The sequence below is a fragment of the Micromonospora sp. RTP1Z1 genome, from assembly GCF_033804685.1.
Classification (GTDB): domain Bacteria; phylum Actinomycetota; class Actinomycetes; order Mycobacteriales; family Micromonosporaceae; genus Micromonospora.
In genome coordinates this window covers 48,605-71,866 of sequence record NZ_JAPFQV010000025.1, presented here as the reverse complement: position 1 = coordinate 71,866, position 23,262 = coordinate 48,605, and the positions used below count along the sequence as shown (strand labels likewise).

22 protein-coding genes are annotated in these 23,262 nt (G+C 73.3%); 21 read left to right on the top strand and 1 reads right to left on the bottom strand.

Annotated features, from left to right (window positions below; translation table 11 throughout):
- Window positions 1–7 precede the first annotated feature (7 nt).
- From aroC to nusB, 6 genes are all read left to right on the top strand, one after another.
- On the top strand, window positions 8–1,186 hold the full coding sequence (gene aroC / locus SLP03_RS14960; RefSeq protein ID WP_319461192.1) for a chorismate synthase: 1,179 nt from the start codon (window positions 8–10) through the stop codon (window positions 1,184–1,186).
- Between the two features lie 32 nt (window positions 1,187–1,218).
- Complete coding sequence (locus tag SLP03_RS14955; protein ID WP_319461204.1) at window positions 1,219–1,725, top strand: shikimate kinase; 507 nt, start codon at window positions 1,219–1,221, stop codon at window positions 1,723–1,725.
- Window positions 1,726–1,807: 82 nt separating this feature from the next.
- Window positions 1,808–2,884 carry a 3-dehydroquinate synthase gene (aroB, locus tag SLP03_RS14950; protein ID WP_319461191.1) on the top strand — a complete coding sequence of 359 codons (1,077 nt, stop codon included), beginning with the start codon at window positions 1,808–1,810 and terminating at the stop codon, window positions 2,882–2,884.
- Window positions 2,881–3,321: a type II 3-dehydroquinate dehydratase gene (gene aroQ / locus SLP03_RS14945; protein WP_319461190.1), complete on the top strand. Its 441-nt coding sequence runs from the start codon at window positions 2,881–2,883 to the stop codon at window positions 3,319–3,321. Before aroB ends, aroQ begins: the two co-directional genes overlap by 4 nt.
- Before the next feature lie 163 nt (window positions 3,322–3,484).
- Complete coding sequence (gene efp / locus SLP03_RS14940; protein ID WP_319461189.1) at window positions 3,485–4,042, top strand: elongation factor P; 558 nt, start codon at window positions 3,485–3,487, stop codon at window positions 4,040–4,042.
- A 23-nt stretch (window positions 4,043–4,065) separates the two neighbouring features.
- Window positions 4,066–4,476 (top strand): transcription antitermination factor NusB, encoded by a 411-nt coding sequence (nusB, locus tag SLP03_RS14935; RefSeq protein WP_319461203.1) that lies wholly within the window; start codon window positions 4,066–4,068, stop codon window positions 4,474–4,476.
- Window positions 4,477–4,579: 103 nt separating this feature from the next.
- On the opposite strand, the gene SLP03_RS14930 is transcribed toward nusB, so the two are convergent.
- Window positions 4,580–5,068 (bottom strand): transcriptional regulator, encoded by a 489-nt coding sequence (locus SLP03_RS14930; RefSeq protein WP_013285505.1) that lies wholly within the window; start codon window positions 5,066–5,068, stop codon window positions 4,580–4,582.
- 285 nt (window positions 5,069–5,353) lie between these two features.
- Here SLP03_RS14930 and pyrR point away from each other — a divergent pair, with 285 nt between their 5' ends.
- The 15 genes from pyrR (at window position 5,354) to SLP03_RS14855 (ending at window position 23,184) form a co-directional block, all read left to right on the top strand.
- Window positions 5,354–5,938, top strand: coding sequence for a bifunctional pyr operon transcriptional regulator/uracil phosphoribosyltransferase PyrR (gene pyrR / locus SLP03_RS14925; RefSeq protein WP_319461188.1), 585 nt, complete (start codon window positions 5,354–5,356; stop codon window positions 5,936–5,938).
- A complete protein-coding gene (locus SLP03_RS14920) occupies window positions 5,935–6,861 on the top strand; it encodes an aspartate carbamoyltransferase catalytic subunit (protein WP_319461187.1) in 927 nt (308 codons plus the stop codon). Before pyrR ends, SLP03_RS14920 begins: the two co-directional genes overlap by 4 nt.
- Window positions 6,858–8,135: a dihydroorotase gene (locus SLP03_RS14915; RefSeq protein WP_319461186.1), complete on the top strand. Its 1,278-nt coding sequence runs from the start codon at window positions 6,858–6,860 to the stop codon at window positions 8,133–8,135. Before SLP03_RS14920 ends, SLP03_RS14915 begins: the two co-directional genes overlap by 4 nt.
- A 58-nt stretch (window positions 8,136–8,193) precedes the next feature.
- On the top strand, window positions 8,194–9,339 hold the full coding sequence (carA, locus tag SLP03_RS14910; protein WP_319461185.1) for a glutamine-hydrolyzing carbamoyl-phosphate synthase small subunit: 1,146 nt from the start codon (window positions 8,194–8,196) through the stop codon (window positions 9,337–9,339).
- On the top strand, window positions 9,332–12,679 hold the full coding sequence (gene carB, locus SLP03_RS14905; RefSeq protein ID WP_319461184.1) for a carbamoyl-phosphate synthase large subunit: 3,348 nt from the start codon (window positions 9,332–9,334) through the stop codon (window positions 12,677–12,679). The genes carA and carB overlap by 8 nt, the downstream gene beginning before the upstream one ends.
- Window positions 12,676–13,752 (top strand): quinone-dependent dihydroorotate dehydrogenase, encoded by a 1,077-nt coding sequence (locus tag SLP03_RS14900; RefSeq protein ID WP_319461183.1) that lies wholly within the window; start codon window positions 12,676–12,678, stop codon window positions 13,750–13,752. The genes carB and SLP03_RS14900 overlap by 4 nt, the downstream gene beginning before the upstream one ends.
- Complete coding sequence (locus SLP03_RS14895) at window positions 13,749–15,023, top strand: adenosylmethionine--8-amino-7-oxononanoate transaminase (protein WP_319461182.1); 1,275 nt, start codon at window positions 13,749–13,751, stop codon at window positions 15,021–15,023. Before SLP03_RS14900 ends, SLP03_RS14895 begins: the two co-directional genes overlap by 4 nt.
- 138 nt (window positions 15,024–15,161) lie before the next feature.
- On the top strand, window positions 15,162–15,998 hold the full coding sequence (gene pyrF / locus SLP03_RS14890) for an orotidine-5'-phosphate decarboxylase (protein WP_319461181.1): 837 nt from the start codon (window positions 15,162–15,164) through the stop codon (window positions 15,996–15,998).
- Window positions 15,999–16,177: 179 nt separating this feature from the next.
- On the top strand, window positions 16,178–16,495 hold the full coding sequence (mihF, locus tag SLP03_RS14885; RefSeq protein ID WP_018785079.1) for an integration host factor, actinobacterial type: 318 nt from the start codon (window positions 16,178–16,180) through the stop codon (window positions 16,493–16,495).
- Between the two features lie 25 nt (window positions 16,496–16,520).
- Window positions 16,521–17,054 (top strand): guanylate kinase, encoded by a 534-nt coding sequence (locus tag SLP03_RS14880; RefSeq protein ID WP_319461180.1) that lies wholly within the window; start codon window positions 16,521–16,523, stop codon window positions 17,052–17,054.
- A 45-nt stretch (window positions 17,055–17,099) separates the two neighbouring features.
- A complete protein-coding gene (gene rpoZ / locus SLP03_RS14875) occupies window positions 17,100–17,363 on the top strand; it encodes a DNA-directed RNA polymerase subunit omega (protein ID WP_319461179.1) in 264 nt (87 codons plus the stop codon).
- Between the two features lie 14 nt (window positions 17,364–17,377).
- Window positions 17,378–18,586: a bifunctional phosphopantothenoylcysteine decarboxylase/phosphopantothenate--cysteine ligase CoaBC gene (coaBC, locus tag SLP03_RS14870; protein ID WP_319461178.1), complete on the top strand. Its 1,209-nt coding sequence runs from the start codon at window positions 17,378–17,380 to the stop codon at window positions 18,584–18,586.
- A 99-nt stretch (window positions 18,587–18,685) separates the two neighbouring features.
- Window positions 18,686–19,876, top strand: a complete 1,191-nt coding sequence (gene metK / locus SLP03_RS14865; RefSeq protein ID WP_319461177.1) for a methionine adenosyltransferase — start codon at window positions 18,686–18,688, stop codon at window positions 19,874–19,876.
- Between the two features lie 59 nt (window positions 19,877–19,935).
- Complete coding sequence (locus tag SLP03_RS14860; protein WP_319461176.1) at window positions 19,936–21,954, top strand: primosomal protein N'; 2,019 nt, start codon at window positions 19,936–19,938, stop codon at window positions 21,952–21,954.
- A gap of 246 nt (window positions 21,955–22,200) precedes the next feature.
- A complete protein-coding gene (locus tag SLP03_RS14855; RefSeq protein ID WP_319461175.1) occupies window positions 22,201–23,184 on the top strand; it encodes an AAA family ATPase in 984 nt (327 codons plus the stop codon).
- Window positions 23,185–23,262 lie beyond the last annotated feature (78 nt).

Genomic DNA, 23,262 nt, shown 5'->3' with positions numbered 1-23,262 from the left:
GATCGCTGTGTTGCGCTGGCTGACTGCAGGTGAATCGCACGGACCCGCCCTCGTCGCGATGCTGGAGGGGGTGCCCGCCGGGATCGAGGTGACCACCGGGGAGATCGCCGGTGAGCTGGCCCGACGGCGGCTCGGCTACGGCCGGGGCGCCCGGATGTCGTTCGAGCAGGACGAGGTCGAGATCATCGGTGGGCTCCGGCACGGGGTCACCATCGGCAGCCCGGTGGCGATCCGGGTGGGCAACTCGGAGTGGCCGAAGTGGCGCACCGTGATGGCCGCCGACCCGGTCGGCGAGGCGGAGCTGGCCGCGCAGGCCCGCAACGCGCCGCTCACCCGTCCCCGGCCGGGCCACGCCGACCTGGCCGGCATGCAGAAGTACGGCCACACCGACGCCCGGCCCATCCTGGAGCGGGCCAGCGCCCGGGAGACCGCCGCCCGGGTCGCCGTGGGCGCCGTCGCCAAGGCCCTGGTCAAGCAGGCGCTCGGCATCGAGATCGTCTCGCACGTGGTGGAGCTGGGTCCGGTCGCCGTCAAGCCCGGGCTGCGCCCCACCCCCGATGACGCCGAGCGGATCGACACCGACCCGCTGCGCTGCCTCGACCCGGAGGCGAGCGCCCGGATGGTCGCCGAGGTCGACGCCGCGAAGAAGGCCGCCGACACGCTCGGCGGCGTGGTCGAGGTGCTGGCGTACGGGGTCCCGCCGGGCCTGGGCAGCCACGTGCAGTGGGACCGCAAGCTCGACGGCCGGCTCGCCACCGCGCTGATGTCCATCCAGGCGATCAAGGGTGTGGAGATCGGCGACGGCTGGCGGCAGGCCCGCTCCCGGGGCTCCGAGGCGCACGACGAGATCATTCCCACCGCCGCCGGGGTGCGTCGGGTCACCGACCGGGCCGGCGGCCTGGAGGGCGGCATCACCACCGGCGAGCCGCTGCGGGTGAAGGCGGCGATGAAGCCGATCTCCTCGCTGAACCGGGCCCTGGCCACCGTCGACGTCACCACCGGCGAGCCGGCCACCGCCATCAACCAGCGCTCCGACGTCTGCGCGGTGCCCGCCGCGGCGGTCGTCGCCGAGGCGATGGTCGCGCTGGTGCTCGCCGAGGCGGCGGTGGAGAAGTTCGGTGGCGACTCGGTCGCCGAGATGCGCCGCAACCTCGCCGGCTACCTCGACACCCTGGTGATCCGGTGACCGGCCCCGACGGCGAGGGGGACCACGTCCCGATGACCCGCCCGGTCTGCGTGCTGGTCGGGGCGCCCGGCTCCGGGAAGACCACCATCGGTCAGGCGCTCGCCGCCGCGCTGGGGGTCGAGTTCCGGGACACCGACTTCGACATCGAGCAGCTCGCCGGCAAGCCGATCCCGGAGATCTTCGTCGACGAGGGGGAGGATCACTTCCGTACCCTCGAACGGGCGGCGGTGGCGGCGGCGCTGGCGTCGCACGACGGGGTGCTCGCCCTCGGCGGCGGCGCGATCCTCGCCGAGGAGAACCGCGCCGCGCTGATCGGGCACACCGTCGTGCACCTGTCGGTGGAGCTGCCCGACGCGGTGAAGCGGGTCGGTCTCGGCGCCGGGCGGCCGCTGCTGGCGATCAACCCGCGGGCCACCCTCAAGTACCTGATGGAGCAGCGTCGCCCGCTCTACGCCGAGGTGGCCACCGCGACCGTGCTCACCGACGGGCGGACCCCGGAGGAGATCGCCGGCGAGGTCGCCGCCCTGCTCGAGCCCTGACCGGCGTCCGCCGGCCGGGGCGCGCCGGTCACGGAGTGGACACTCGCCGCCGGAGACCTCCGGCTCGACTAGGCTGCCGGCGATGGACGAGGTGACCCGGATCCCGGTCGGCGGCGAGCGGCCGTACGACGTGCTGGTGGGACGCGACCTGCTCGACCCGCCGCCGCGACTGCTGCCCGGCGCGACCCGGGTCGCGGTGCTGCACGCACCCCCGCTGAAGGCGCTGGCGGAGGCGCTCGCCGAGCGGGTCCGCGCGGTCGGGGTCGAACCGCTGCTGATCGAGGTGCCCGACGCCGAGGCGGGCAAGCGGATCGACGTCGCCGTCGCCTGCTGGGACCGGCTCGGCGAGGCGGGCTTCACCCGTACCGATGCCGTGGTGGGGGTGGGCGGCGGCGCGGTCACCGACCTGGCCGGCTTCGTGGCGGCCTGCTGGCTGCGCGGGGTGCGCTGGGTGCCGGTGGCGACCTCGCTGCTCGGCATGGTCGACGCGGCGGTGGGCGGCAAGACCGGCGTCAACACCGCCGCCGGCAAGAACCTGGTCGGCGCCTTCCACCCGCCGGCCGGGGTGATCTGCGACCTCGCCACCCTGGACAGCCTGCCCCCGGCCGACCTGGCGGCCGGGATGGCCGAGGTGGTCAAGTGCGGCTTCATCGCCGACCCGGTGATCCTCGACCTGGTCGAGCGGGATCCCGCCGCCGCCCTGGACCCGACCGGGCCGGTGACCCGCGAGCTGATCGAGCGGGCGATCCGGGTCAAGGCCGACGTGGTCTCCGGCGACCTGCGGGAGTCCGGGGTACGGGAGGTGCTGAACTACGGGCACACCCTGGCCCACGCGATCGAGAAGGTCGAGGGTTACCGCTGGCGGCACGGGCACGCCGTGTCGGTGGGTCTGGTCTACGCCGGCGCCCTGGCCCGGCTCGCCGGCCGGCTGGACGCCGCCACCGCCGAGCGGCACCGCACCGCGATGACCGCGCTCGGCCTGCCCACCAGCTACCCGGCCGACGCCTGGCCCGAGCTGCTCGCCGCGATGCGGGTCGACAAGAAGGCCCGGGGCAGCCGGCTGCGCTTCGTGGTGCTGGACGGCCTGGCCCGGCCGGCGATCCTGGAGGGCCCCGACGACGACCTGCTGTGCGCGGCGTTCCGGGAGATCAGCTCGTGAGGGTGTACGTGCTCAACGGCCCTAACCTGGGTCGGCTGGGCTCCCGGCAGGTCGACGTCTACGGGGTGACCAGCTACGCCGACCTGGTCACCAGGTGCGTGGACGTGGGTCGGGAGCTGGGCCTGGACGTGGTGGTCCGGCAGACCGACGCCGAGCACGAGCTGCTCGGGTGGCTGCACGCGGCGGCGGACGAGGGCGCGCCGGTGGTGCTCAATCCCGCCGCCTGGTCGCACTACTCGATCGCGGTGCGGGACGCCTGCGCGATGCTGCGGGGGCCGCTGGTGGAGGTGCACATCTCCAACATCCACGCCCGCGAGGAGTTCCGGCACCACTCGGTGGTCTCCGCGGTGGCGACCGGGGTGATCTGCGGGCTGGGCGTGGACGGCTACCTCCTCGCCCTGCGGCATGTCGCCACCCGGCTGGCGGCGACCGACTGAGCCGGTCGCGGTCACGGTCCGTGGCGCCGTGGTGGGGTGGGTGGGCGCTCTACGCGGTCATCCGGGTGATCCTCGGGTCGGGCGGGACAGCGGCGGCGCTGTCGGTTCGACACAGCTAGTAGACTTTCCAGGTCTGTCCGCCAATTGATGATCAAGGCAGGAAATGGCCACCACCAACGAGCTCAAGAACGGCCTAGTACTCAACCTCGACGGGGGGCTCTGGGCTGTCGTCGAGTTCCAGCACGTCAAGCCCGGTAAGGGTGGCGCCTTCGTGCGTACCACCCTGAAGAACGTGCTGTCCGGCAAGGTCGTCGACAAGACCTTCAACGCGGGCACCAAGGTCGAGACCGCGACCGTCGACAAGCGCACCATGCAGTACCTGTACGCCGATGGCGAGGACTACGTCTTCATGGATCTGGAGACGTTCGACCAGATCACCGTCCCCGGCGGCACCGTCGGCGAGGCGGCCAACTACCTCCTCCCGGAGGCCGAGGCGACCGTCGCCACGCACGAGGACGTCCCGCTCTACATCGAGCTGCCGACCTCGGTCGTGCTCGAGGTCACCTACACCGAGCCGGGTCTGCAGGGCGACCGGTCGACCGGCGGCAACAAGCCGGCCACCGTCGAGACCGGGGCGACCGTGCCGGTGCCGCTCTTCATCACCACCGGCGAGAAGATCAAGGTCGACACCCGCGACGGCCGTTACCTCGGCCGCGCCTGATGGCCGAGGGTTCCAAGCAGCACATGCCGGCGCGCCGCAAGGCGCGCAAGCGGGCGCTGGACGTGCTCTTCGAGGCGGACCTCCGCGACCGGCCCCCGGTCGAGGTGCTCGCCGGCTACATCGAGCGGATCGAGAAGCCCCGCCCGGAGCACCTCGGCTACGCCGTCAGTCTGGTCGAGGGCGTAGGCGCGCACCTCGACCGGATCGACGAGCTGATCGCCAGCTACGCCGAGGGCTGGACGCTCGACCGGATGCCGGCGGTCGACCGTAACCTCGCCCGGATCGCCGTCTACGAGCTGCTCTACGTCGACGACATCGACGACGCGGTGGCGATCAGCGAGGCCGTCGAGCTGGCCCGGCAGATGTCGACCGACGACTCGCCGCGCTTCCTCAACGGGGTGCTCGGCCGGATCGCCGAGTACGCCACCCGCTGAGCGGCGGGCCGGTCGCGCCGACGCAGGCGCCACGGCAGCCGCACCCCGTACGACGAAAAGGGCCCGTGCCGGACGGCACGGGCCCTTTTCGTCTGCTGGGGGGTCAGGACGCGAAGAACGCCCGCGGGTCGGCGACCAGCACACCGTGCTCGGTGAGCCGCTCGATCAGGCCCGACGGCGAGGCGTCGTAGACGATCGCGAGCGCGCGCAGGTCGTCGGCGCGGATGGAGAGCACCCGGCCGTTGTAGTCACCGCGCTGCTGCTGGATGGCACGGGCGTACCGGGCGACGTAGGCGAGGTCCTCGGAGGCCTCGTCGTAGAGCCGCTCGAGGTCCAGGACGATCTTGCTGGTCGGCTCGTGGCGCACCCCGCTGCCGTCGGGCAGCAGCTCCGAGACGGGAACTCGGTAGAAGTCGGCCAGCTCCGCCAGGCGGGACACGGTGACGGCCCGGTCGCCGCGCTCGTAAGAGCCGACCACCACGGCCTTCCACCGCCCGTTCGACTTCTCCTCCACACCCTGCAGGGACAGGCCCTGCTGCTGGCGGATGGAGCGCAGGCGGGCGCCCAGCGACTTGGCGTATTCAGAGGGCATTCGGACACTCCCAGTGCTGCTCGGGGTTCTCCCAGCTATCGCTACGGAGCGTGACGGTACGGGGATTGCGACACCTGGTCAAGTGGTCGTGACATTACCGTTGGGGACCACGGGGGGAGTTATCCCCATTTCGCCACCCTGATCCGGGGGTCAGTGCCGGCCGCGATCGGCCTGGTGACCGCTGGTAACGTGGCGCGCAGCCCCGGTCCGGGCCGCTCGCGGCCGGACCGGCAGCCCAGACATCCTTTAACGACCCGTCCCGTGAGGCGGGGAAGGAGGTCCGCCGTGGCCTACCCATCGGCCGCCCGGACGACGCCGCCGCGACAACCCTCGGTGAAGGTGATCCTCGCCGCCGCCGACGTGACGCGGGTGGTCGACCGCATCGCCCACCAGATCCTGGAAAAGACCCAGGGCGCCGCCGACACCGTGCTGCTCGGCATCCCCACCCGGGGCGTACCGCTCGCCCGGCGGCTCGCCGCCCGGATCAGCACCTTCGAGGACGTGGCCGTCCCGATCGGCGTGCTCGACATCACCCTCTACCGCGACGACCTGCGCCGGCACGCCACCCGCGCGGTCGGCCCGACCGAGCTGCCGCCCGGCGGGATCGACGGCAAGCGGGTGATCCTCGTCGACGACGTGCTCTTCTCCGGCCGCACCGTGCGGGCCGCCCTGGACGCGCTCAGCGACGTCGGCCGCCCCGCCTCCGTGCAGCTCGCCGTCCTGGTCGACCGCGGCCACCGCGAGCTGCCGATCCGCGCCGACTACGTCGGCAAGAACATCCCGACCGCGCTCGCCGAGATCGTGAAGGTCACCCTCGCCGAGACCGACGGCGCCGACGAGGTCAAGCTGTACGGGGGACCCACCTTATGATCCGGCACCTGCTCTCCGGCGCCGACCTGGACGCCGCGACCGCCACCCAGATCCTCGACACCGCGGCCGAGATGGCCACCGTCGCCGGCCGCGAAATCAAGAAGCTCCCGGCGCTGCGCGGCCGGACCGTGGTGAACCTCTTCTACGAGGACTCCACCCGGACCCGGATCTCCTTCGAGGCGGCCGCCAAGCGGCTCAGCGCCGACGTGATCAACTTCTCCGCCAAGGGCTCCAGCGTGACCAAGGGGGAGAGCCTGAAGGACACCGCGCTCACCCTCCAGGCGATGGGCGCCGACGCGGTGGTCGTCCGGCACCCCGCCTCCGGGGCCCCGCACCGGCTGGCCAACTGGGTGGACGGGTCGGTGGTCAACGCCGGCGACGGCACCCACGAGCACCCCACCCAGGCGCTGCTCGACGCGTACACGATGCGTTCCCGGCTGGGCCGGCTCGCCGGCCTGCACGTGGCGGTCGTCGGCGACGTGCTGCACTCCCGGGTGGCCCGCTCGAACGTGCTGCTGCTCTCCACCCTCGGCGCCAAGGTCACCCTGGTCGGCCCGCCCACCCTCATCCCGGTCGACATCTCCGGTGCGCTCGCGCCCGGCACCGACGTCTCCTACGACCTCGACGCCGTTCTACCCAGCGTGGACGTGGTGATGATGCTGCGGGTGCAGCGGGAGCGGATGAACGACTCCTTCTTCCCCTCCGCCCGCGAGTACGCCCGCCGCTACGGGCTGGACGGCCCGCGCATGCGGCGGCTGCCCGAGCACGCGATCGTCATGCACCCCGGCCCGATGAACCGGGGCATGGAGATCACGCCCGAGGTCGCCGACTCGCCCCGCTCCACCATCGTCGAACAGGTCGCCAACGGGGTCTCCGTGCGGATGGCCGTCCTCTACCTGCTGCTCGGAGGGAACAACCGGTGACCGCGTACCTGATCAAGAACGTGAGCCTGGTCGGCGCCGCGCCGACCGACCTGCTGATTCGCGACGGCGTGGTGGCCGAGGCCGGCGCGGGCCTGACCGCGCCGGACGCCACGGTGATCGACGGCGCCGGGCTGGTCGCCCTGCCCGGCCTGGTCGACCTGCACACCCACCTGCGCGAGCCCGGCCGGGAGGACGCCGAGACCGTCGAGTCCGGCTCCCGGGCGGCGGCGCTCGGCGGCTACACCGCGGTCTGCGCGATGGCCAACACGTCCCCGGTCGCCGACACGGCCGGGGTGGTCGAGCAGGTCTGGCGGCTCGGCCGCGAGGCCGGGCTGGTCGACGTGCAGCCGATCGGCGCGGTCACCGTCGGCCTGGCCGGCGAGCGGCTGGCCGAGCTGGGCGCGATGGCCGACTCGGCGGCCGGGGTGCGGATCTTCTCCGACGACGGGCACTGCGTCGCCGACCCGAAGCTGATGCGCCGGGCGCTGGAGTACGTCAAGGCGTTCGACGGGATCATCGCCCAGCACGCCGAGGAGCCGCGGCTGACCGAGGGCGCGCAGATGCACGAGGGCGAGGTCTCCACCCGGCTCGGGCTGACCGGCTGGCCGGCGGTCGCCGAGGAGGCGATCATCGCCCGGGACGTGCTGCTCGCCGAGCACGTCGGGAGCCGGCTGCACATCTGTCACGTCTCCACCGCCGGCAGCGTCGAGGTGCTGCGGCACGCCAAGGCGCGCGGGGTGAAGGTCACCGCCGAGGTGACCCCGCACCACCTGCTGCTCACCGACTCCAAGGCCGAGACGTACGACCCGGTCTACAAGGTGAACCCGCCGCTGCGTACCGCCACCGACGTCGCCGCGCTCCGCGCCGCGCTGGCTGAGGGCGTGGTCGACATCATCGCCACCGACCACGCCCCGCACGCCGTGGAGGACAAGGAGTGCGAGTGGGCGTACGCCCGGCCGGGCATGCTCGGCCTGGAGACGGCGCTCTCCATCGCCCTCGACGTGCTCGGCCCGCAGTGGGACCTGATCGCCGAGCGGATGTCCCGGGCGCCGGCCCGGATCGCCGGCCTGGCGGGGCACGGCCTCGACCCGGCTCCCGGCGTGCCGGCCAACCTGACCCTGGTCGACCCGGCCGCCCGCCGCACCATCGAACCGGCGGAGCTGGCCAGCCGCAGTCGCAACACCCCGTACGCCCGCATGACGCTGCCGGGTCGCATCGTGGCGACCTTCCTGCGCGGCGAGCCGACGGTCCTGGACGGAAAGGCAGTCAAGTGATCCGAGCGAGGAACGTAGCGGAGCGGAGTCCCGCAGTCCGGATCGAAGGAAGTGCAGCATGACCCGCAGACCTTCCGCGATCCTCGTTCTCGAGGACGGGCGCACGTTCCACGGCGAGGCGTACGGCAGCGTGGGGGAGACCTTCGGCGAGGCGGTCTTCAACACCGGCATGACCGGCTACCAGGAGACCCTCACCGACCCGTCCTACCACCGGCAGGTGGTGGTGCAGACCGCGCCGCACATCGGCAACACCGGCGTGAACGACGAGGACGACGAGTCGGGCCGGATCTGGGTGGCCGGGTACGTGGTCCGCGACCCGGCCCGGATCGGCTCCAACTGGCGGGCCACCGGCGGGCTGGAGGACCGGCTCGTCGCCGAGGGCGTGGTCGGCATCAGCGGGGTGGACACCCGGGCGCTGACCCGGCACCTGCGCGAGCGCGGCGCGATGCGGGTCGGCATCTCCAGCGTCGACGACGACCCGCGCGCGCTGCTGGCCCGGGTCCGCCAGTCGCCGGAGATGGTCGGCGCGGACCTCTCCGCCGAGGTGACCACCGCCGAGCCGTACGTGGTGCAGGCGCAGGGGGAGCACCGGTTCACGGTCGCCGCGCTGGACCTGGGCATCAAGCGCAACGTGCCGCGCCGGCTCGCCGCGCGCGGGGTCACCACCCACGTGCTGCCCGCCGGCTCCACCATCGACGACCTGCTCGCCACCGGCGCGGACGCGGTCTTCTTCTCACCCGGCCCGGGCGACCCGGCCACCGCCGACGGTCCGGTCGCGCTGGCGAGAGAGGTGCTGCGCCGGCAGGTGCCGCTCTTCGGCATCTGCTTCGGCAGCCAGATCCTCGGCCGGGCGCTGGGCTTCGGCACCTACAAGCTCGATTACGGTCACCGCGGCATCAACCAGCCGGTGCTCGACCGGGCCACCGGCAAGGTCGAGGTGACCAGCCACAACCACGGCTTCGCGGTGCAGGTCCCCGGCGCGGGACAGGGCGTGGTGGTCCCGGACCAGGTGATCGAGACCGAGTTCGGTGCCGTCCAGGTAAGTCACGTCTGCCTCAATGACAACGTGGTCGAGGGGCTGCGGGCCAAGGACGTGCCCGCCTTCACGGTCCAGTACCACCCGGAGGCGGCGGCCGGCCCGCACGACGCGGACTACCTCTTCGACCGTTTCGCCGAACTCATCGAAGGCGGAAAGAATGCCTAAGCGGACCGATCTCAAGCACATCCTGGTGATCGGCTCCGGGCCGATCGTGATCGGACAGGCCTGCGAGTTCGACTACTCCGGCACCCAGGCCTGCCGGGTGCTGCGCAGCGAGGGGATCCGGGTCAGCCTGGTCAACTCCAACCCGGCGACGATCATGACCGACCCGGAGTTCGCCGACGCCACGTACATCGAGCCGATCACCCCGGAGTTCGTCGAGCTGGTCATCGCCAAGGAGCGCCCCGACGCGCTGCTGGCCACCCTGGGCGGGCAGACCGCGCTCAACACCGCCGTCGCCCTGCACGAGGCCGGCGTGCTGGAGAAGTACGGCGTCGAGCTGATCGGCGCGAACATCGAGGCGATCAACCGCGGCGAGGACCGGCAGCTGTTCAAGGACATCGTCGCGAAGGCCGGCGTACGCCTGGGCGTGGCCGACCCGACCGGCCTGGTGCCCCGGTCGCGGGTCTGCCACTCGATGGCCGAGGTCGAGGCGACCGCCGCCGAGCTGGGCCTGCCGGTGGTGATCCGGCCGTCGTTCACCATGGGTGGCCTCGGCTCCGGCATGGCGCACACCGCCGAGGACCTGGCCCGCATCGGCGGCGCCGGCCTGGCGGCCAGCCCGACGCACGAGGTGCTCATCGAGGAGAGCGTGCTCGGCTGGAAGGAGTACGAGCTCGAACTGATGCGGGACCGCCACGACAACGTGGTGGTGGTCTGCTCGATCGAGAACGTCGACCCGATGGGGGTGCACACCGGCGACAGCGTCACCGTGGCCCCGGCCATGACGCTCACCGACCGGGAGTACCAGCGCCTGCGCGACCTCGGCATCGCCGTGCTGCGCGAGGTCGGGGTGGACACCGGCGGCTGCAACATCCAGTTCGCGGTCAACCCGGCCGACGGCCGGATCGTCGTGATCGAGATGAACCCCCGGGTGTCCCGCTCCTCGGCGCTGGCCTCGAAGGCCACCGGCTTCCCGATCGCCAAGATCGCCGCGAAGCTCGCCATCGGCTACACCCTGGACGAGATCCCCAACGACATCACCCTGAAGACCCCGGCGGCGTTCGAGCCGACGCTCGACTACGTGGTGGTGAAGATCCCCCGGTTCGCGTTCGAGAAGTTCCCCGGTGCGGACCCGGAGCTGACCACCACGATGAAGTCGGTCGGCGAGGCGATGAGCCTGGGCCGCAACTTCACCGAGGCGCTCAACAAGGCGATGCGCTCGATGGAGACGAAAGCAGGCGGATTCTGGACTGTGCCGGATCCGGCCGGCACGACGAAGGAGAACACCCTCGCCGCGCTGCGGATGCCGCACGACGGTCGGCTCTACACCGTCGAGCGGGCGCTGCGGCTCGGCGCCTCCATCGCCGAGGTCGCCGCCGCCTCCGGCGGGATCGACCCGTGGTTCCTGGACCAGATCGCCGCGCTGGTCGAGCTGCGCGCGGAGGTCGTGGACGCCCCGGTGCTCGACGCCGACCTGCTGCGCCGGGCCAAGCGGGCCGGCCTGTCCGACCGGCAGCTCGCCGCGCTCCGCCCGGAGCTGGCCGCCGAGAACGGCGTCCGTACGCTGCGGCACCGGCTCGATATCCGCCCGGTGTACAAGACGGTGGACACCTGCGCCGCCGAGTTCGAGGCGACCACGCCGTACCACTACTCGACCTACGACCAGGAGACCGAGGTCGCCCCCTCGGACCGGCCCAAGGTCCTCATCCTGGGCTCCGGGCCGAACCGGATCGGGCAGGGCATCGAGTTCGACTACTCCTGCGTGCACGCCGTGATGGCCTTGCGGGAGGTCGGCTACGAGACCGTGATGGTCAACTGCAACCCGGAGACGGTCTCCACCGACTACGACACCGCCGACCGGCTCTACTTCGAGCCGCTGACCTTCGAGGACGTCCTGGAGGTCTGGCACGCCGAGGACTCCTCCGGCAAGGCGGCCGGCGGTCCCGGCGTGGTCGGGGTGATCGTGCAGCTCGGCGGGCAGACCCCGCTCGGCCTGGCCCAGCGGCTCAAGAACGCCGGGGTTCCGGTGGTCGGCACCTCCCCGGAGTCGATCCACCTGGCCGAGGAGCGCGGCGCGTTCGGCGCGGTGCTCGCCCGGGCCGGGCTGCGCGCCCCGGCGCACGGCATGGCCACCTCGTACGACGAGGCCAAGGCGATCGCCGACGAGATCGGCTACCCGGTGCTGGTCCGGCCGTCGTACGTGCTCGGCGGGCGGGGCATGGAGATCGTCTACGACGACCCCACCCTGCGCGACTACATCGGCCGGGCCACCGACATCTCCCCGGACCACCCGGTGCTGGTGGACCGGTTCCTCGACGACGCCATCGAGATCGACGTCGACGCCCTGGTCGACGCCGACGGCGAGGTCTACCTCGGCGGGGTGATGGAGCACATCGAGGAGGCCGGCATCCACTCCGGCGACTCGTCCTGCGCGCTGCCGCCGATCACCCTGGCCGGCTCCCACCTGACCGAGGTGCGCCGCTACACCGAGGCGATCGCCCGCGGCGTCGGGGTGCGCGGCCTGCTCAACGTGCAGTACGCCCTCAAGGACGACATGCTCTACGTGCTGGAGGCGAACCCGCGCGCCTCGCGGACCGTGCCGTTCGTCTCCAAGGCCACGGCGGTGCCGCTGGCCAAGGCGGCGGCCCGGATCGCGCTCGGCGCCACCATCGCCGAGCTGCGCGCCGAGGGCTTGCTGCCGCCCAGCGGGGACGGCGGCGCGATGCCGGCCGACGCCCCGATCGCGGTGAAGGAGGCGGTGCTGCCGTTCAAGCGGTTCCGCACCCCGGCCGGCAAGGGGATCGACTCGCTGCTCGGCCCGGAGATGAAGTCCACCGGCGAGGTGATGGGCATCGACACCAACTTCGGGCACGCCTTCGCCAAGTCGCAGTCGGCCGCATACGGCTCGCTGCCCACCGCCGGGAAGATCTTCGTCTCGGTGGCCAACCGGGACAAGCGCGGCATGATCTTCCCGATCAAGCGCCTGGCCGACCTGGGCTTCGAGATCGTCGCCACCACCGGCACGGCCGAGGTGCTGCGCCGGCACGGCATCGCCTGCGAGCAGATCCGCAAGCACTACGAGGCCGGCGCGGACGACGACGCGGTGTCGCTGATCCTTGGTGGCGACGTGGCCCTGGTCATCAACACCCCGCAGGGCTCCGGCGCCAGCGCCCGCTCGGACGGCTACGAGATCCGCAGCGCCGCGGTGACCGCCGACATCCCGTGCATCACCACGGTCCCCGGCGCCGCCGCCGCAGTGATGGGCATCGAGGCCCGCATCCGCGGCGACATGACCGTACGCCCGCTCCAGGAGCTGCACGCCGCCCTGCGAGCCAAGCAGTGATCTTCGAGCGGGTGGTCCGGCCGGGGCTGTTCCGGATCGGTCAGGGTGACGCCGAGGCGGCGCACGAGTGGACGCTGCACCGGCTGGCCGGGCTGTCCCGGCGGCCGGCGGCGCTGGCGGCGCTGCGGGCCCGGTACGCGGTCCGCGCCCCGCGGACCGTGTTCGGCGTGGAGTTCCCCAACCCGGTGGGGCTGGCCGCCGGGATGGACAAGGACGGCGCGGCGCTGCCGGCCTGGCCGGCGCTGGGCTTCGGCTTCGTCGAGGTCGGCACGGTCACCGCGCACCCGCAGCCGGGCAACCCCCGGCCCCGGCTGTTCCGGCTGCGGGACAGCGAGGCCGTGGTGAACCGGATGGGTTTCAACAACGCCGGCGCCGCGGCCCTGGCCGACCGGCTGGCGGCGCTGCCCCGCCCGATCGGCGTGCCGCTGGGCATCTCGCTCGGCAAGTCCAAGGTGACCCCCTTGGACGCGGCGGTCGAGGACTACCTGGCCTCCTACCGGACGCTGCGGGAGCACGGCGACTACTTCGCGGTCAACGTCTCCTCGCCGAACACCCCGGGGCTGCGGTCCCTGCAGGACAGGTTCCACCTGGACGCGTTGCTCGCGGCGCTGGTCGGGGAGAAGCCGGTGCTGGTGAAGATCGCCCCGGACCTCACCGAGCCGGCCATCGCCGAGCTGCTGGAGGTCTGCCTGGCCCGGGGTGCGGCCGGGGTGATCGCCACCAACACCACGCTGGCCCGGGACGGGCTCGACCCGGCCGACCGGGAGCGCGGCGCGGAGACCGGCGGCCTCTCCGGCCGTCCGCTGGCCGGCCGCGCCCGTGAGGTGGTCGCCTTCGTGCACCGGGAGACCGGCGGCCGGCTGCCGGTGATCGGGGTCGGCGGCATCCTGGACCCGGACGACGCGGCCCGGATGTTCGACGCCGGAGCGAGCCTCGTCCAGCTCTACACCGGATTCATCTACCGTGGCCCGGCCCTGGTCCGTGCGACCGCCCGCGCGGCGGCCGGCGCGGGGGCGCACCGGCCGGTCACCGGTGAGCCAGGGCCGGGCGAGGAGATGAAGGAGACCCCGTGACACCTGAGGAGATCCTCTCGGCCGACCGGGCCCACGTCTGGCACCCGTACGCGGCGCTGCCGCCGGCCGGCCCGCCCTACGTGGTGGAGAGCGCGCAGGGCGTACGGCTGCGGCTGGCCGACGGCCGGGAGCTGGTCGACGGGATGTCGTCGTGGTGGGCGGCGATCCACGGCTACCGCCACCCCGTGCTCGACGCGGCGGTCACCGACCAGCTCGGCCGGATGAGCCACGTGATGTTCGGCGGGCTCACCCACGAGCCCGCGGTGCGGCTGGCGCGCACCCTGGTCGAGCTGGCCCCCGACGGCCTGGAACACGTCTTCCTCGCCGACTCGGGCTCGGTCAGCGTCGAGGTGGCGGTGAAGATGTGCCTGCAGTACCAGCGGGCCACCGGCCGGCCGGAACGCCGCCGGCTGGGCACCTGGCGGGGCGGCTACCACGGCGACACGTTCCACCCGATGAGCGTCTGCGACCCCGAGGGCGGCATGCACCACCTCTGGGGGGACGTGCTGCCGCGGCAGGTCTTCGCGCCGGTGCCGCCGGGCGGCTTCGACACCCCGCCGGACCCGGCGTACGAGCAGGCCCTGGTCGACGCGGTGGAACGGCACGCCGACGAGCTGGCCGCGGTGATCGTGGAGCCGGTGGTCCAGGGCGCCGGCGGGATGCGCTTCCACCACCCGCACTACCTGCGGGTGCTGCGTGAGGTGACCCGGGCGCACGGCATCCTGCTCGTCTTCGACGAGATCGCGACCGGCTTCGGCCGTACCGGCACGATGTTCGCCGCCGAGCACGCCGGCGTCACCCCGGACGTGCTCTGCGTCGGCAAGGCGCTCACCGGCGGCTACCTGACCCTGGCCGCCGCGCTCTGCACGCCCCAGGTCGCCGGCGGCATCTCGGGCGGCGGGGTGCTGGCGCACGGCCCCACCTTCATGGGCAACCCCCTCGCGTGCGCGGTCGCCAACGCCTCGTTGGACCTGCTGCGGGCCGGGGACTGGGCCGCCGAGGTGTCCCGGGTGGGCGCGGGCCTGCGGGCCGGGCTGGAGCCGCTGCGCGCCGCCCCGGGGGTGGCGGACGTGCGGGTGCTGGGCGCGATCGGCGTGGTCCAGCTCGACCACGAGGTGGACCTGGCCCGCGCCACCGCGGCCGCGGTGGCGCAGGGCGTCTGGCTGCGCCCGTTCCGCGACCTGATCTACACCATGCCGCCGTACGTCACCGACGACGCCGATGTGGCGCGGATCGTCGGTGGCATCGAGGCGGCCGTCAAGGCCGGCTGAGGCGGCCCGGGGGAGCGGGTCGCCGACGGGCCCGCTCCGCCGCCCGGCAGTGCCGCCGGGGCGACAGACGACGAGCGGCGGCGTTCATCGCCGCACGACCACCGCGGCGCGGTGCCGCGAAGAAGAAGGAGAGTCGCGATGGAGAGCTTCGGCGCCCGCCTGCACCGGGCCGTGGCCGAGCGGGGACCGCTCTGCGTGGGCATCGACCCCCATCCCGGGCTGCTGGACCGCTGGGGGCTGTCCGACGACGTCGAGGGGCTCGACCGGTTCGCCCGGATCGTGGTTGAGGCGCTCGGTGACCGGGTTGCGGTGGTCAAGCCCCAGTCGGCCTTCTTCGAGCGGTTTGGTGCCCGGGGTGTCGGGATTCTTGAGTCAACTATCCGACAGTTGCGGAATGTCGGCTCGCTCGTTGTGCTCGACGTCAAGCGCGGCGACATCGGCTCGACCGTCAGCGCGTACGCCTCGGCCTACCTCGATCCATCCAGCCCGCTGTATGTCGACGCGGTCACGGCCAGCCCCTACCTCGGGGTCGGATCCCTCGCGCCGATGTTCGAGCTGGCCGCCGCGCACGGGGGCGGCGTCTTCGTCCTGGCGCTCACCTCGAACCCGGAGGGCGCGGCGGTGCAGCGCGCCGTCACGGCCGACGGGCGGACCGTCGCGCAGACCGTGATCGACGAGATTTCCCAGCTCAACAAGGGTGCCGAGCCTCTCGGCAGCTTCGGCCTGGTGGTCGGCGCGACGATCGGTGACACCGGTCACGACCTCTCCGGGGTGAACGGTCCGCTGCTCGCGCCGGGGCTCGGAGCCCAGGGCGGCACGGCGGCCGGCCTGCGGACCGTGTTCGGCTCCAGCCTGCCGTCGGTGCTGCCCTCGTACTCCCGCGAGGTCCTGCACGCGGGGCCGGATGTGGCCGCCCTGCGGGCCGCCGCGGACCGGGTCCTGGCCGACTGTCGGTTGGCGCTGGCCGCCTCCTGACTGACTGACGGCTCGGTCACTTTGCGCTGATCTTCGCGCGTCCACGTTGCCGAAAGCTCCGATGACCGCTAGTTTTCCCCGCGCTGGGAACCACGGACCCCTTTGGTTGCCAGCGACACCACGTTTCACAGATGCGGCGGTGCGCCCCGCCCGCCGCGATAGGGACCTGAGGAGAACTGGTGCCGCTCCCGTCACTGACCCCCGAACAGCGCGCTGCCGCGCTGGAGAAGGCCGCGGAGATCCGCAAGGCCCGTGCTGAGCTGAAGGAGCAGCTCAAGCAGGGCAAGACCACCCTCGCCACCGTCCTCGCGCGGGCCGAGTCCGACGACGTCGTGGGCAAGCTGAAGGTTTCGGCCGTCCTGCAGGCGATGCCGGGCATCGGCAAGATCCGGGCTACCCAGATCATGGAGAAGCTCAAGATCGCCGACAGCCGCCGACTGCGCGGCCTGGGCGAGCAGCAGCGCAAGGCGCTGCTTGGAGAGTTCGCCGCCAACTGAACGCCGCAACGTGTAGAAACAAGCGGTGAGCACGGATGACGAGGCGCGCCCGGCGGCTCGGCTCACTGTCCTGGCCGGACCTTCGGGGGCCGGCAGGGAGAGTGTCGTCGAGCTGGTCCGGGCGCGTTTCCCGTCCGTCTGGGTGCCCGTGGCGGCGACCACCCGCCCGCCCCGGGCGGGCGAGGTGGACGGGGTGGACCGGCTCTTCCTCGCCGCGGCGCAGTTCGAGCGGATGATCGCCGGCGACGAGCTGCTGGAGTGGAGCCGGATCGGACCGTACCGGCGCGGCATCCCGCGCGCCGGGATCCGCGCCCAGCTGGCCACCGGCCGGCCGGTGCTGCTCCCGCTGGACCTGCCCGGCGCGCTCGCCGTCCGGGTCGTCGCGCCCGACGCGCAGCTGGTGCTCCTCGCCCCGCCCGGGTACCGGCCGGACCCGGCCGTGGCGGCCGCCTTCCCCCACGCCGTGACGCACGACCGTGCCGAGCGCGCGGCCGACGAGCTGGTAGGCTTGCTCGGTTCTACCTTCCTGGCTCCGGCCCAACCGCGCCCGAGCGGTTGAGAGACCACCGCTTCCGCGCGGTGCTTAAGACGCAGAGGTTAATTCGTGGGATCCATCGCCAACCCCGAAGGCATCACCAACCCGCCGATCGACGAGCTCCTCGAGAAGACGACCTCGAAGTACGCGCTGGTGATCTTCGCCGCCAAGCGCGCGCGTCAGATCAACGCCTACTACAGCCAGCTCGGTGAGGGCCTGCTGGAGTACGTCGGCCCGCTCGTGGAGACCACCCCGCAGGAGAAGCCGCTCTCGATCGCCATGCGCGAGATCAACTCGGGCCTGCTCACCGCCGAGCCGACCGACCAGCCGTAAGCCCGCCCGCGTCGATGTCCGCCGAGATCGTCCTCGGGGTCGGCGGTGGCATCGCCGCCTACAAGGCGTGTGAGCTGCTCCGGCTCTTCACCGAGTCGGGTCATCGCGTCCGGGTCGTGCCGACCGCGTCGGCGCTCCGCTTCGTCGGGGCGCCGACCTGGGCCGCGCTCTCCGGCCGGCCGGTCGCCGGCGACGTCTGGTCCGACGTGCACGAGGTGCCGCACGTCCGCCTCGGCCAGCACGCCGACCTGGTGGTGGTCGCGCCGACCACGGCCGACCTGCTCGCCAAGGCCGCCCACGGGCTCGCCGACGACCTGCTCACCAACACGCTGCTGACCGCCCGCTGTCCGGTCCTGCTCGCCCCGGCGATGCACACCGAGATGTGGGAGCACCCAGCCACCGTCGCCAACGTCGCGACCCTGCGGTCCCGGGGCGTCCGGGTGATCGAGCCGGCCGTCGGCCGGCTCACCGGCGTCGACACCGGCAAGGGTCGGCTGCCCGACCCGGCGGAGATCTTCGCCGTCGCCCGCCGCACCCTCGCCCGGGGGGTCGCCGCCCCGGCCGACCTGGCCGGCCGGCACGTGGTGGTCACCGCCGGCGGTACCCGTGAGCCGCTCGACCCGGTCCGGTTCCTCGGCAACCGCTCCTCCGGCAAGCAGGGGTACGCCTTCGCCCGCACGGCGGTCGCCCGGGGCGCCCGGGTCACCCTGGTGTCGGCCAACGTGTCGCTCGCCGACCCGGCCGGCGTCGACCTGGTCCGGGTGGGCACCACCGAGGAGCTGCGCAAGGCGACCCTGGAGGCCGCGGCCGGCGCGGACGCGGTGGTGATGGCCGCGGCTCCCGCCGATTTCCGCCCGGCGACGTACGCGCCTGGCAAAATCAAGAAGACGGACGACGGCAGCGCGCCGACGATCGAACTGGTCACCAACCCGGACATCGCCGCCGAACTGGGCCGGCGCCGTCGAGCCGAACAGGTGCTGGTGGTGTTCGCCGCCGAGACCGGCGACGCCGAGGCCAACGGGCGGGCCAAGCTGGCCCGCAAGCGGGCGGACCTCATCGTCATCAACGAGGTCGGCCCGGACAAGGTCTTCGGCGCCGAGACCAACGCGGCGACCGTCATCGGCGCGGACGGCTCGGTCGCCCGGCTGACCGAGCGGTCCAAGGAGGCCCTGGCCGACGACGTCTGGGATCTCGTGGCGGCCCGGCTGGCCCATCGGTCCTGAACACTGGTCGGATCCGCCTTCCCTGAGTCACCCTCGAGGCACGGTGGCTAAACTGCCGCGGAGCGACCGTTCAAGAGTTTTCACATGCTTAGGAGTGCCGTGACACGTCTCTTCACGTCCGAATCGGTCACGGAAGGCCACCCGGACAAGATCGCCGACCAGATCAGCGACGGCATTCTGGACGCCCTGCTCACCCAGGACCCGCACAGCCGGGTCGCGGTCGAGACCATGATCACCACGGGCCAGGTGCACGTGGCGGGCGAGGTCACCACCAAGGCGTACGCCGACATCCCGACGATCGTCCGGGACACCATCCTGGAGATCGGCTACGACTCGTCGAAGAAGGGCTTCGACGGCGCCTCCTGCGGCGTGAGCGTCTCCATCGGCGCCCAGTCCCCGGACATCGCGCAGGGCGTCGACAACGCCTTCGAGCTGCGTACCGGCTCGTCGGAGAGCGCGCTGGACGCGCAGGGCGCGGGTGACCAGGGCATGATGTTCGGCTTCGCCTGCTCGGAGACCCCCGAGCTGATGCCGCTGCCGATCGCGCTGGCGCACCGACTGGCCCGCCGGCTCGCCGCGGTCCGCAAGGACGGCACCATCCCGTACCTGCGGCCGGACGGCAAGACCCAGGTCACCATCGAGTACGAGGGGCTGCGGCCGGTCCGGCTCAACACGGTGGTCGTCTCCAGCCAGCACGCCGCGGACATCTCGCTGGACTCGCTGCTCACCCCGGACGTGCGCGAGCACGTCATCGCCCCGGAGCTGGAGAGCCTCGGCCTCGACACCGAGGGCTACCGGCTGCTGGTGAACCCGACCGGGCGGTTCGAGATCGGCGGCCCGATGGGCGACGCCGGCCTCACCGGCCGGAAGATCATCGTCGACACCTACGGCGGGTACGCCCGGCACGGTGGCGGCGCCTTCTCCGGCAAGGACCCGTCCAAGGTGGACCGCTCCGCGGCGTACGCGATGCGCTGGGTGGCCAAGAACGTGGTCGCCGCCGGCCTGGCCGAGCGCTGCGAGGCGCAGGTCGCGTACGCGATCGGCAAGGCCCACCCGGTCAGCCTCTTCATCGAGACCTTCGGCACCGAGACCGTGCCGGTCGCCTCGATCGAGAAGGCCGTCGCCGAGGTCTTCGACCTGCGCCCGGCCGCGATCATCCGGGACCTCAACCTGCTCCGCCCGATCTACCAGCAGACCGCCGCGTACGGCCACTTCGGCCGTGAGCTGCCGGACCTGACCTGGGAGACCACCGACCGGGCCGCCGACCTCAAGTCGGCCGCGGGAGCCTGACCGGCACCAGGCGCAGCGACCGGCGACCCGCTGAGGGGTCGCCGGTCGCTCGTGTCTGCGTGGACGTGCCCCTGGCCCACCTGGACCGCCCCTTCGACTACCTGGTCCCCGCCGAGCTGGACGCCGAGGCGGTCGCCGGCGTCCGGGTCAAGGTGCGCTTCGCCGGCCAGCTCGTCAACGGCTGGCTGCTGGAGCGGGTCGAGCAGTCCGACCACCCCCGGCTGGCGTACCTGGAGAAGGTCGTCTCGCCGGTGCCGGTGCTCGCGCCGGAGATCGCCCGGCTGGCCCGGGCGGTGGCCGACCGGTACGCCGGCAGCCTCGCCGACGTGCTCCGCCTCGCCGTGCCGCCCCGGCACGCCCGCGTCGAGAAGGATCTCGGCAGTGCCGCGCCGCCGGCCGATCCCGCGGCGGCGAGTCCGGCCGCCGACACCGCCCCGGCGGGAGCGACCACCACCACCCCGGCCGGCCCCACCACCGCCTCGGCCGGCCACAGCCTCGACGCGGCGACCGCCGGCGCGGCTCCGGTCGACCCGCGCGGGTGGCGGGACTACCCGGCCGGGCCGGGGTTCCTGCGCGCGCTCACCGAGGGTCGGGCGCCCCGCGCGGTCTGGTCGGCGCTGCCGGGCGAGGACTGGGCCGACCGGTACGCCGACGTCGTGGCCGCCACCGTGGCCGGCGGTCGGGGCGCGCTGATCGTGGTGGCCGACGCCCGGGACCTGGACCGGCTCGACGCCGCGCTGACCGGCACGCTCGGGCCCGACCGGCACGTCTGTCTCTCGGCCGCGCTCGGGCCGTCCCGGCGCTACCGCGCGTTCCTCGCCGCCCGGCGCGGCGAGAAACCCGTGGTGATCGGCACCCGCGCGGCGATGTTCGCGCCGGTGGACCGGCTCGGCCTGGTGGCGATCTGGGACGACGGCGACGACCTGCACGCCGAGCAGCGGGCGCCGTACCCGCACGCCCGGGAGGTGCTGCTCACCCGGGCCCAGCTCGGCGGGGCGGCGGCCCTCGTCGGCGGGTACGCCCGGACCGCCGAGGCGCAGCTGCTGGTGGAGACCGGCTGGGCCCGGGAGGTGGTCGCCGACCGGGCGACCGTGCGGGCGCGTACCCCGTCGATCGCGCCGAGCGGCGACGATCCGCAACTGGCCCGCGACCCGGGCGCGGCGACGGCCCGGCTGCCCAGCCTGGCCTGGACCACCGCCCGGGACACCCTGCGCGCCGACGCCCCGGTGCTGGTGCAGGTGCCCCGCCGCGGCTACCTGCCCTCGGTCGCCTGCGCCGACTGCCGGACCCCGGCCCGGTGCCCGCACTGCGCCGGTCCGCTCGCGCTGCCCTCCGCCGCCGGGATGCCCGCCTGCCGCTGGTGCGGCCGGGTCGCCGCCGCGTACGCCTGCCCGGAGTGCGGCGGGCGGCGGCTGCGCGCCTCCGTCACCGGCGCCCGGCGGACCGCCGAGGAGCTGGGCCGCGCCTTCCCCGGGGTGCCAGTCCGCACCTCCGGCCGGGAGGAGGTGCTCACCGCCGTGCCCGCCGGGGCCGGCCTGGTGATCGCCACACCCGGCGCCGAGCCGGTCGCCGAGGGCGGCTACGGGGCGGTGCTGCTGCTCGACTCGTGGGCGCTGCTCACCCGGGCCGACCTGCGGGCCGGCGAGGAGGCGCTGCGCCGCTGGCTGGCCGCCGCGGCGCTGGCCCGCCCGGGCTCGGCCGGCGGCCGGGTGGTGGTGGTCGCCGACGGCGCGCTCGCGCCGGTGCAGGCGCTGCTGCGCTGGGACGCCGCCTGGTTCGCCGCCCGGGAGTTGGCCGAGCGGCGGGAGCTGGGCTTTCCGCCGGCGGTGAAGATGGCCAGCGTCACCGGCCCGGCCGAAGCGGTCGCCGACCTGCTCGCCGGAGCCCGGCTGCCCGACGGTGCCGAGGTGCTCGGTCCGGTCCCCGCCGACGAGGGCCGGGAGCGGATGTTGGTGCGGGTGCCCCGGGCCCGGGCGGCGGCCCTCGCGGAGGCGCTGCACGCGGCCGCCGGGCAGCGCAGCGCCCGCAAGGCCGCCGACCCGGTCCGCCTCCAGGTCGACCCGCTGAGCCTCTTCTGACCCTGCCCGCTCCACCGGTCGGAGGGCGCGGCGGTACGCCGGTCGCACACCGCGTACGGTAAAGCGCTGGCGACTGCGTGATAGCATCGCCCGTCATGCCCGGGCGTACGACGGCTCCAGGTCGCGGCGCGGCGTCAGACGCGCCGAGCTGGAGTTGTCGCAGGATGGCGCGACGAAGGCGGGAGCGCGTGAATCCGACGCCATATCGATGATGTCAATCAGCCGGTGAGCAGGGGTGGACCAGTCGTGACCGTTCGTCAATCGATCGTCTTCAACGGTGACCTCGGCAGCGGCAAGAGCACCGTCTCCGTCGAGATCGCCAAGCGGCTGGGGCTGCGCCGGGTCAGCGTCGGCGACCTCTACCGGCAGATGGCGCAGGAGCGGCAGATGACCGCGCTCCAGCTCAACCTGCACGCCGAGCTGGACCACGCGGTCGACGGCTACGTCGACCAGCTCCAGCGGGACATCGCCGCCTCCGGCGAGTCGCTGGTGATGGACTCCCGGCTGGCCTGGCACTTCTTCACCGACGCGCTCAAGGTGCACATGATCACCGAGCCGACCGAAGCGGCCCGCCGGGTGCTGGCCCGCCCGTCCGGCCCGGCCGAGAGCTACACCTCGCTGGAGGAGGCCCGGGCCAAGCTCCGGGAGCGCAGCGAGAGCGAGCGCAACCGGTTCATCGTCCGGTACGGCGTCGACAAGGCCCAGCTGCGCAACTACGACCTGGTCTGCGACACCACCCGGGCCGACCCGGAGCAGGTGATCGCGCACATCATCGACGCGTACGAGGGCCGCCTCGGCGCCGACGTGCTGGCCGACACCCCGCCGCTGCTGCTGCTCGACCCGGCCCGGGTCTACCCGACCGAGGACATCGCCACCCTGCGCGGGCTCTGGGACTCCGAGTTCGTCGGCGAGGTGGCCGGGGCCGGCGACGAAGCCCTGGAACCGCTGACGATCGGCTTCACCGGCGAATACTTCTTCGTGGTCGACGGGCACCGCCGGCTCAGCGCCGCCGTCCAGAGCGGCTTCCCCCTCGTCCCGGCCCGGCTGGTCGCCGAGGTGAACGAGCCGGTGATCGGCGGGATGAGCGCGGTCGACTACTTCGCCGCCCAGGTCCGCCCCAGCATGATCCACGACTGGGAGGCGGCCCACGGCATCGCGCTGCCGCTGCCCGAGCACGCCCTGCTCGGCGGGGACGCGGTGCTGGCCGGGGAGCCGGGCACCGGCGCCTGACGCGTACGGGATCAGGGGGACACCCGCCCGGGAGGGCGGGGGATCGCCGGATCGGGGGAACGGGCGCATGATGAAGGT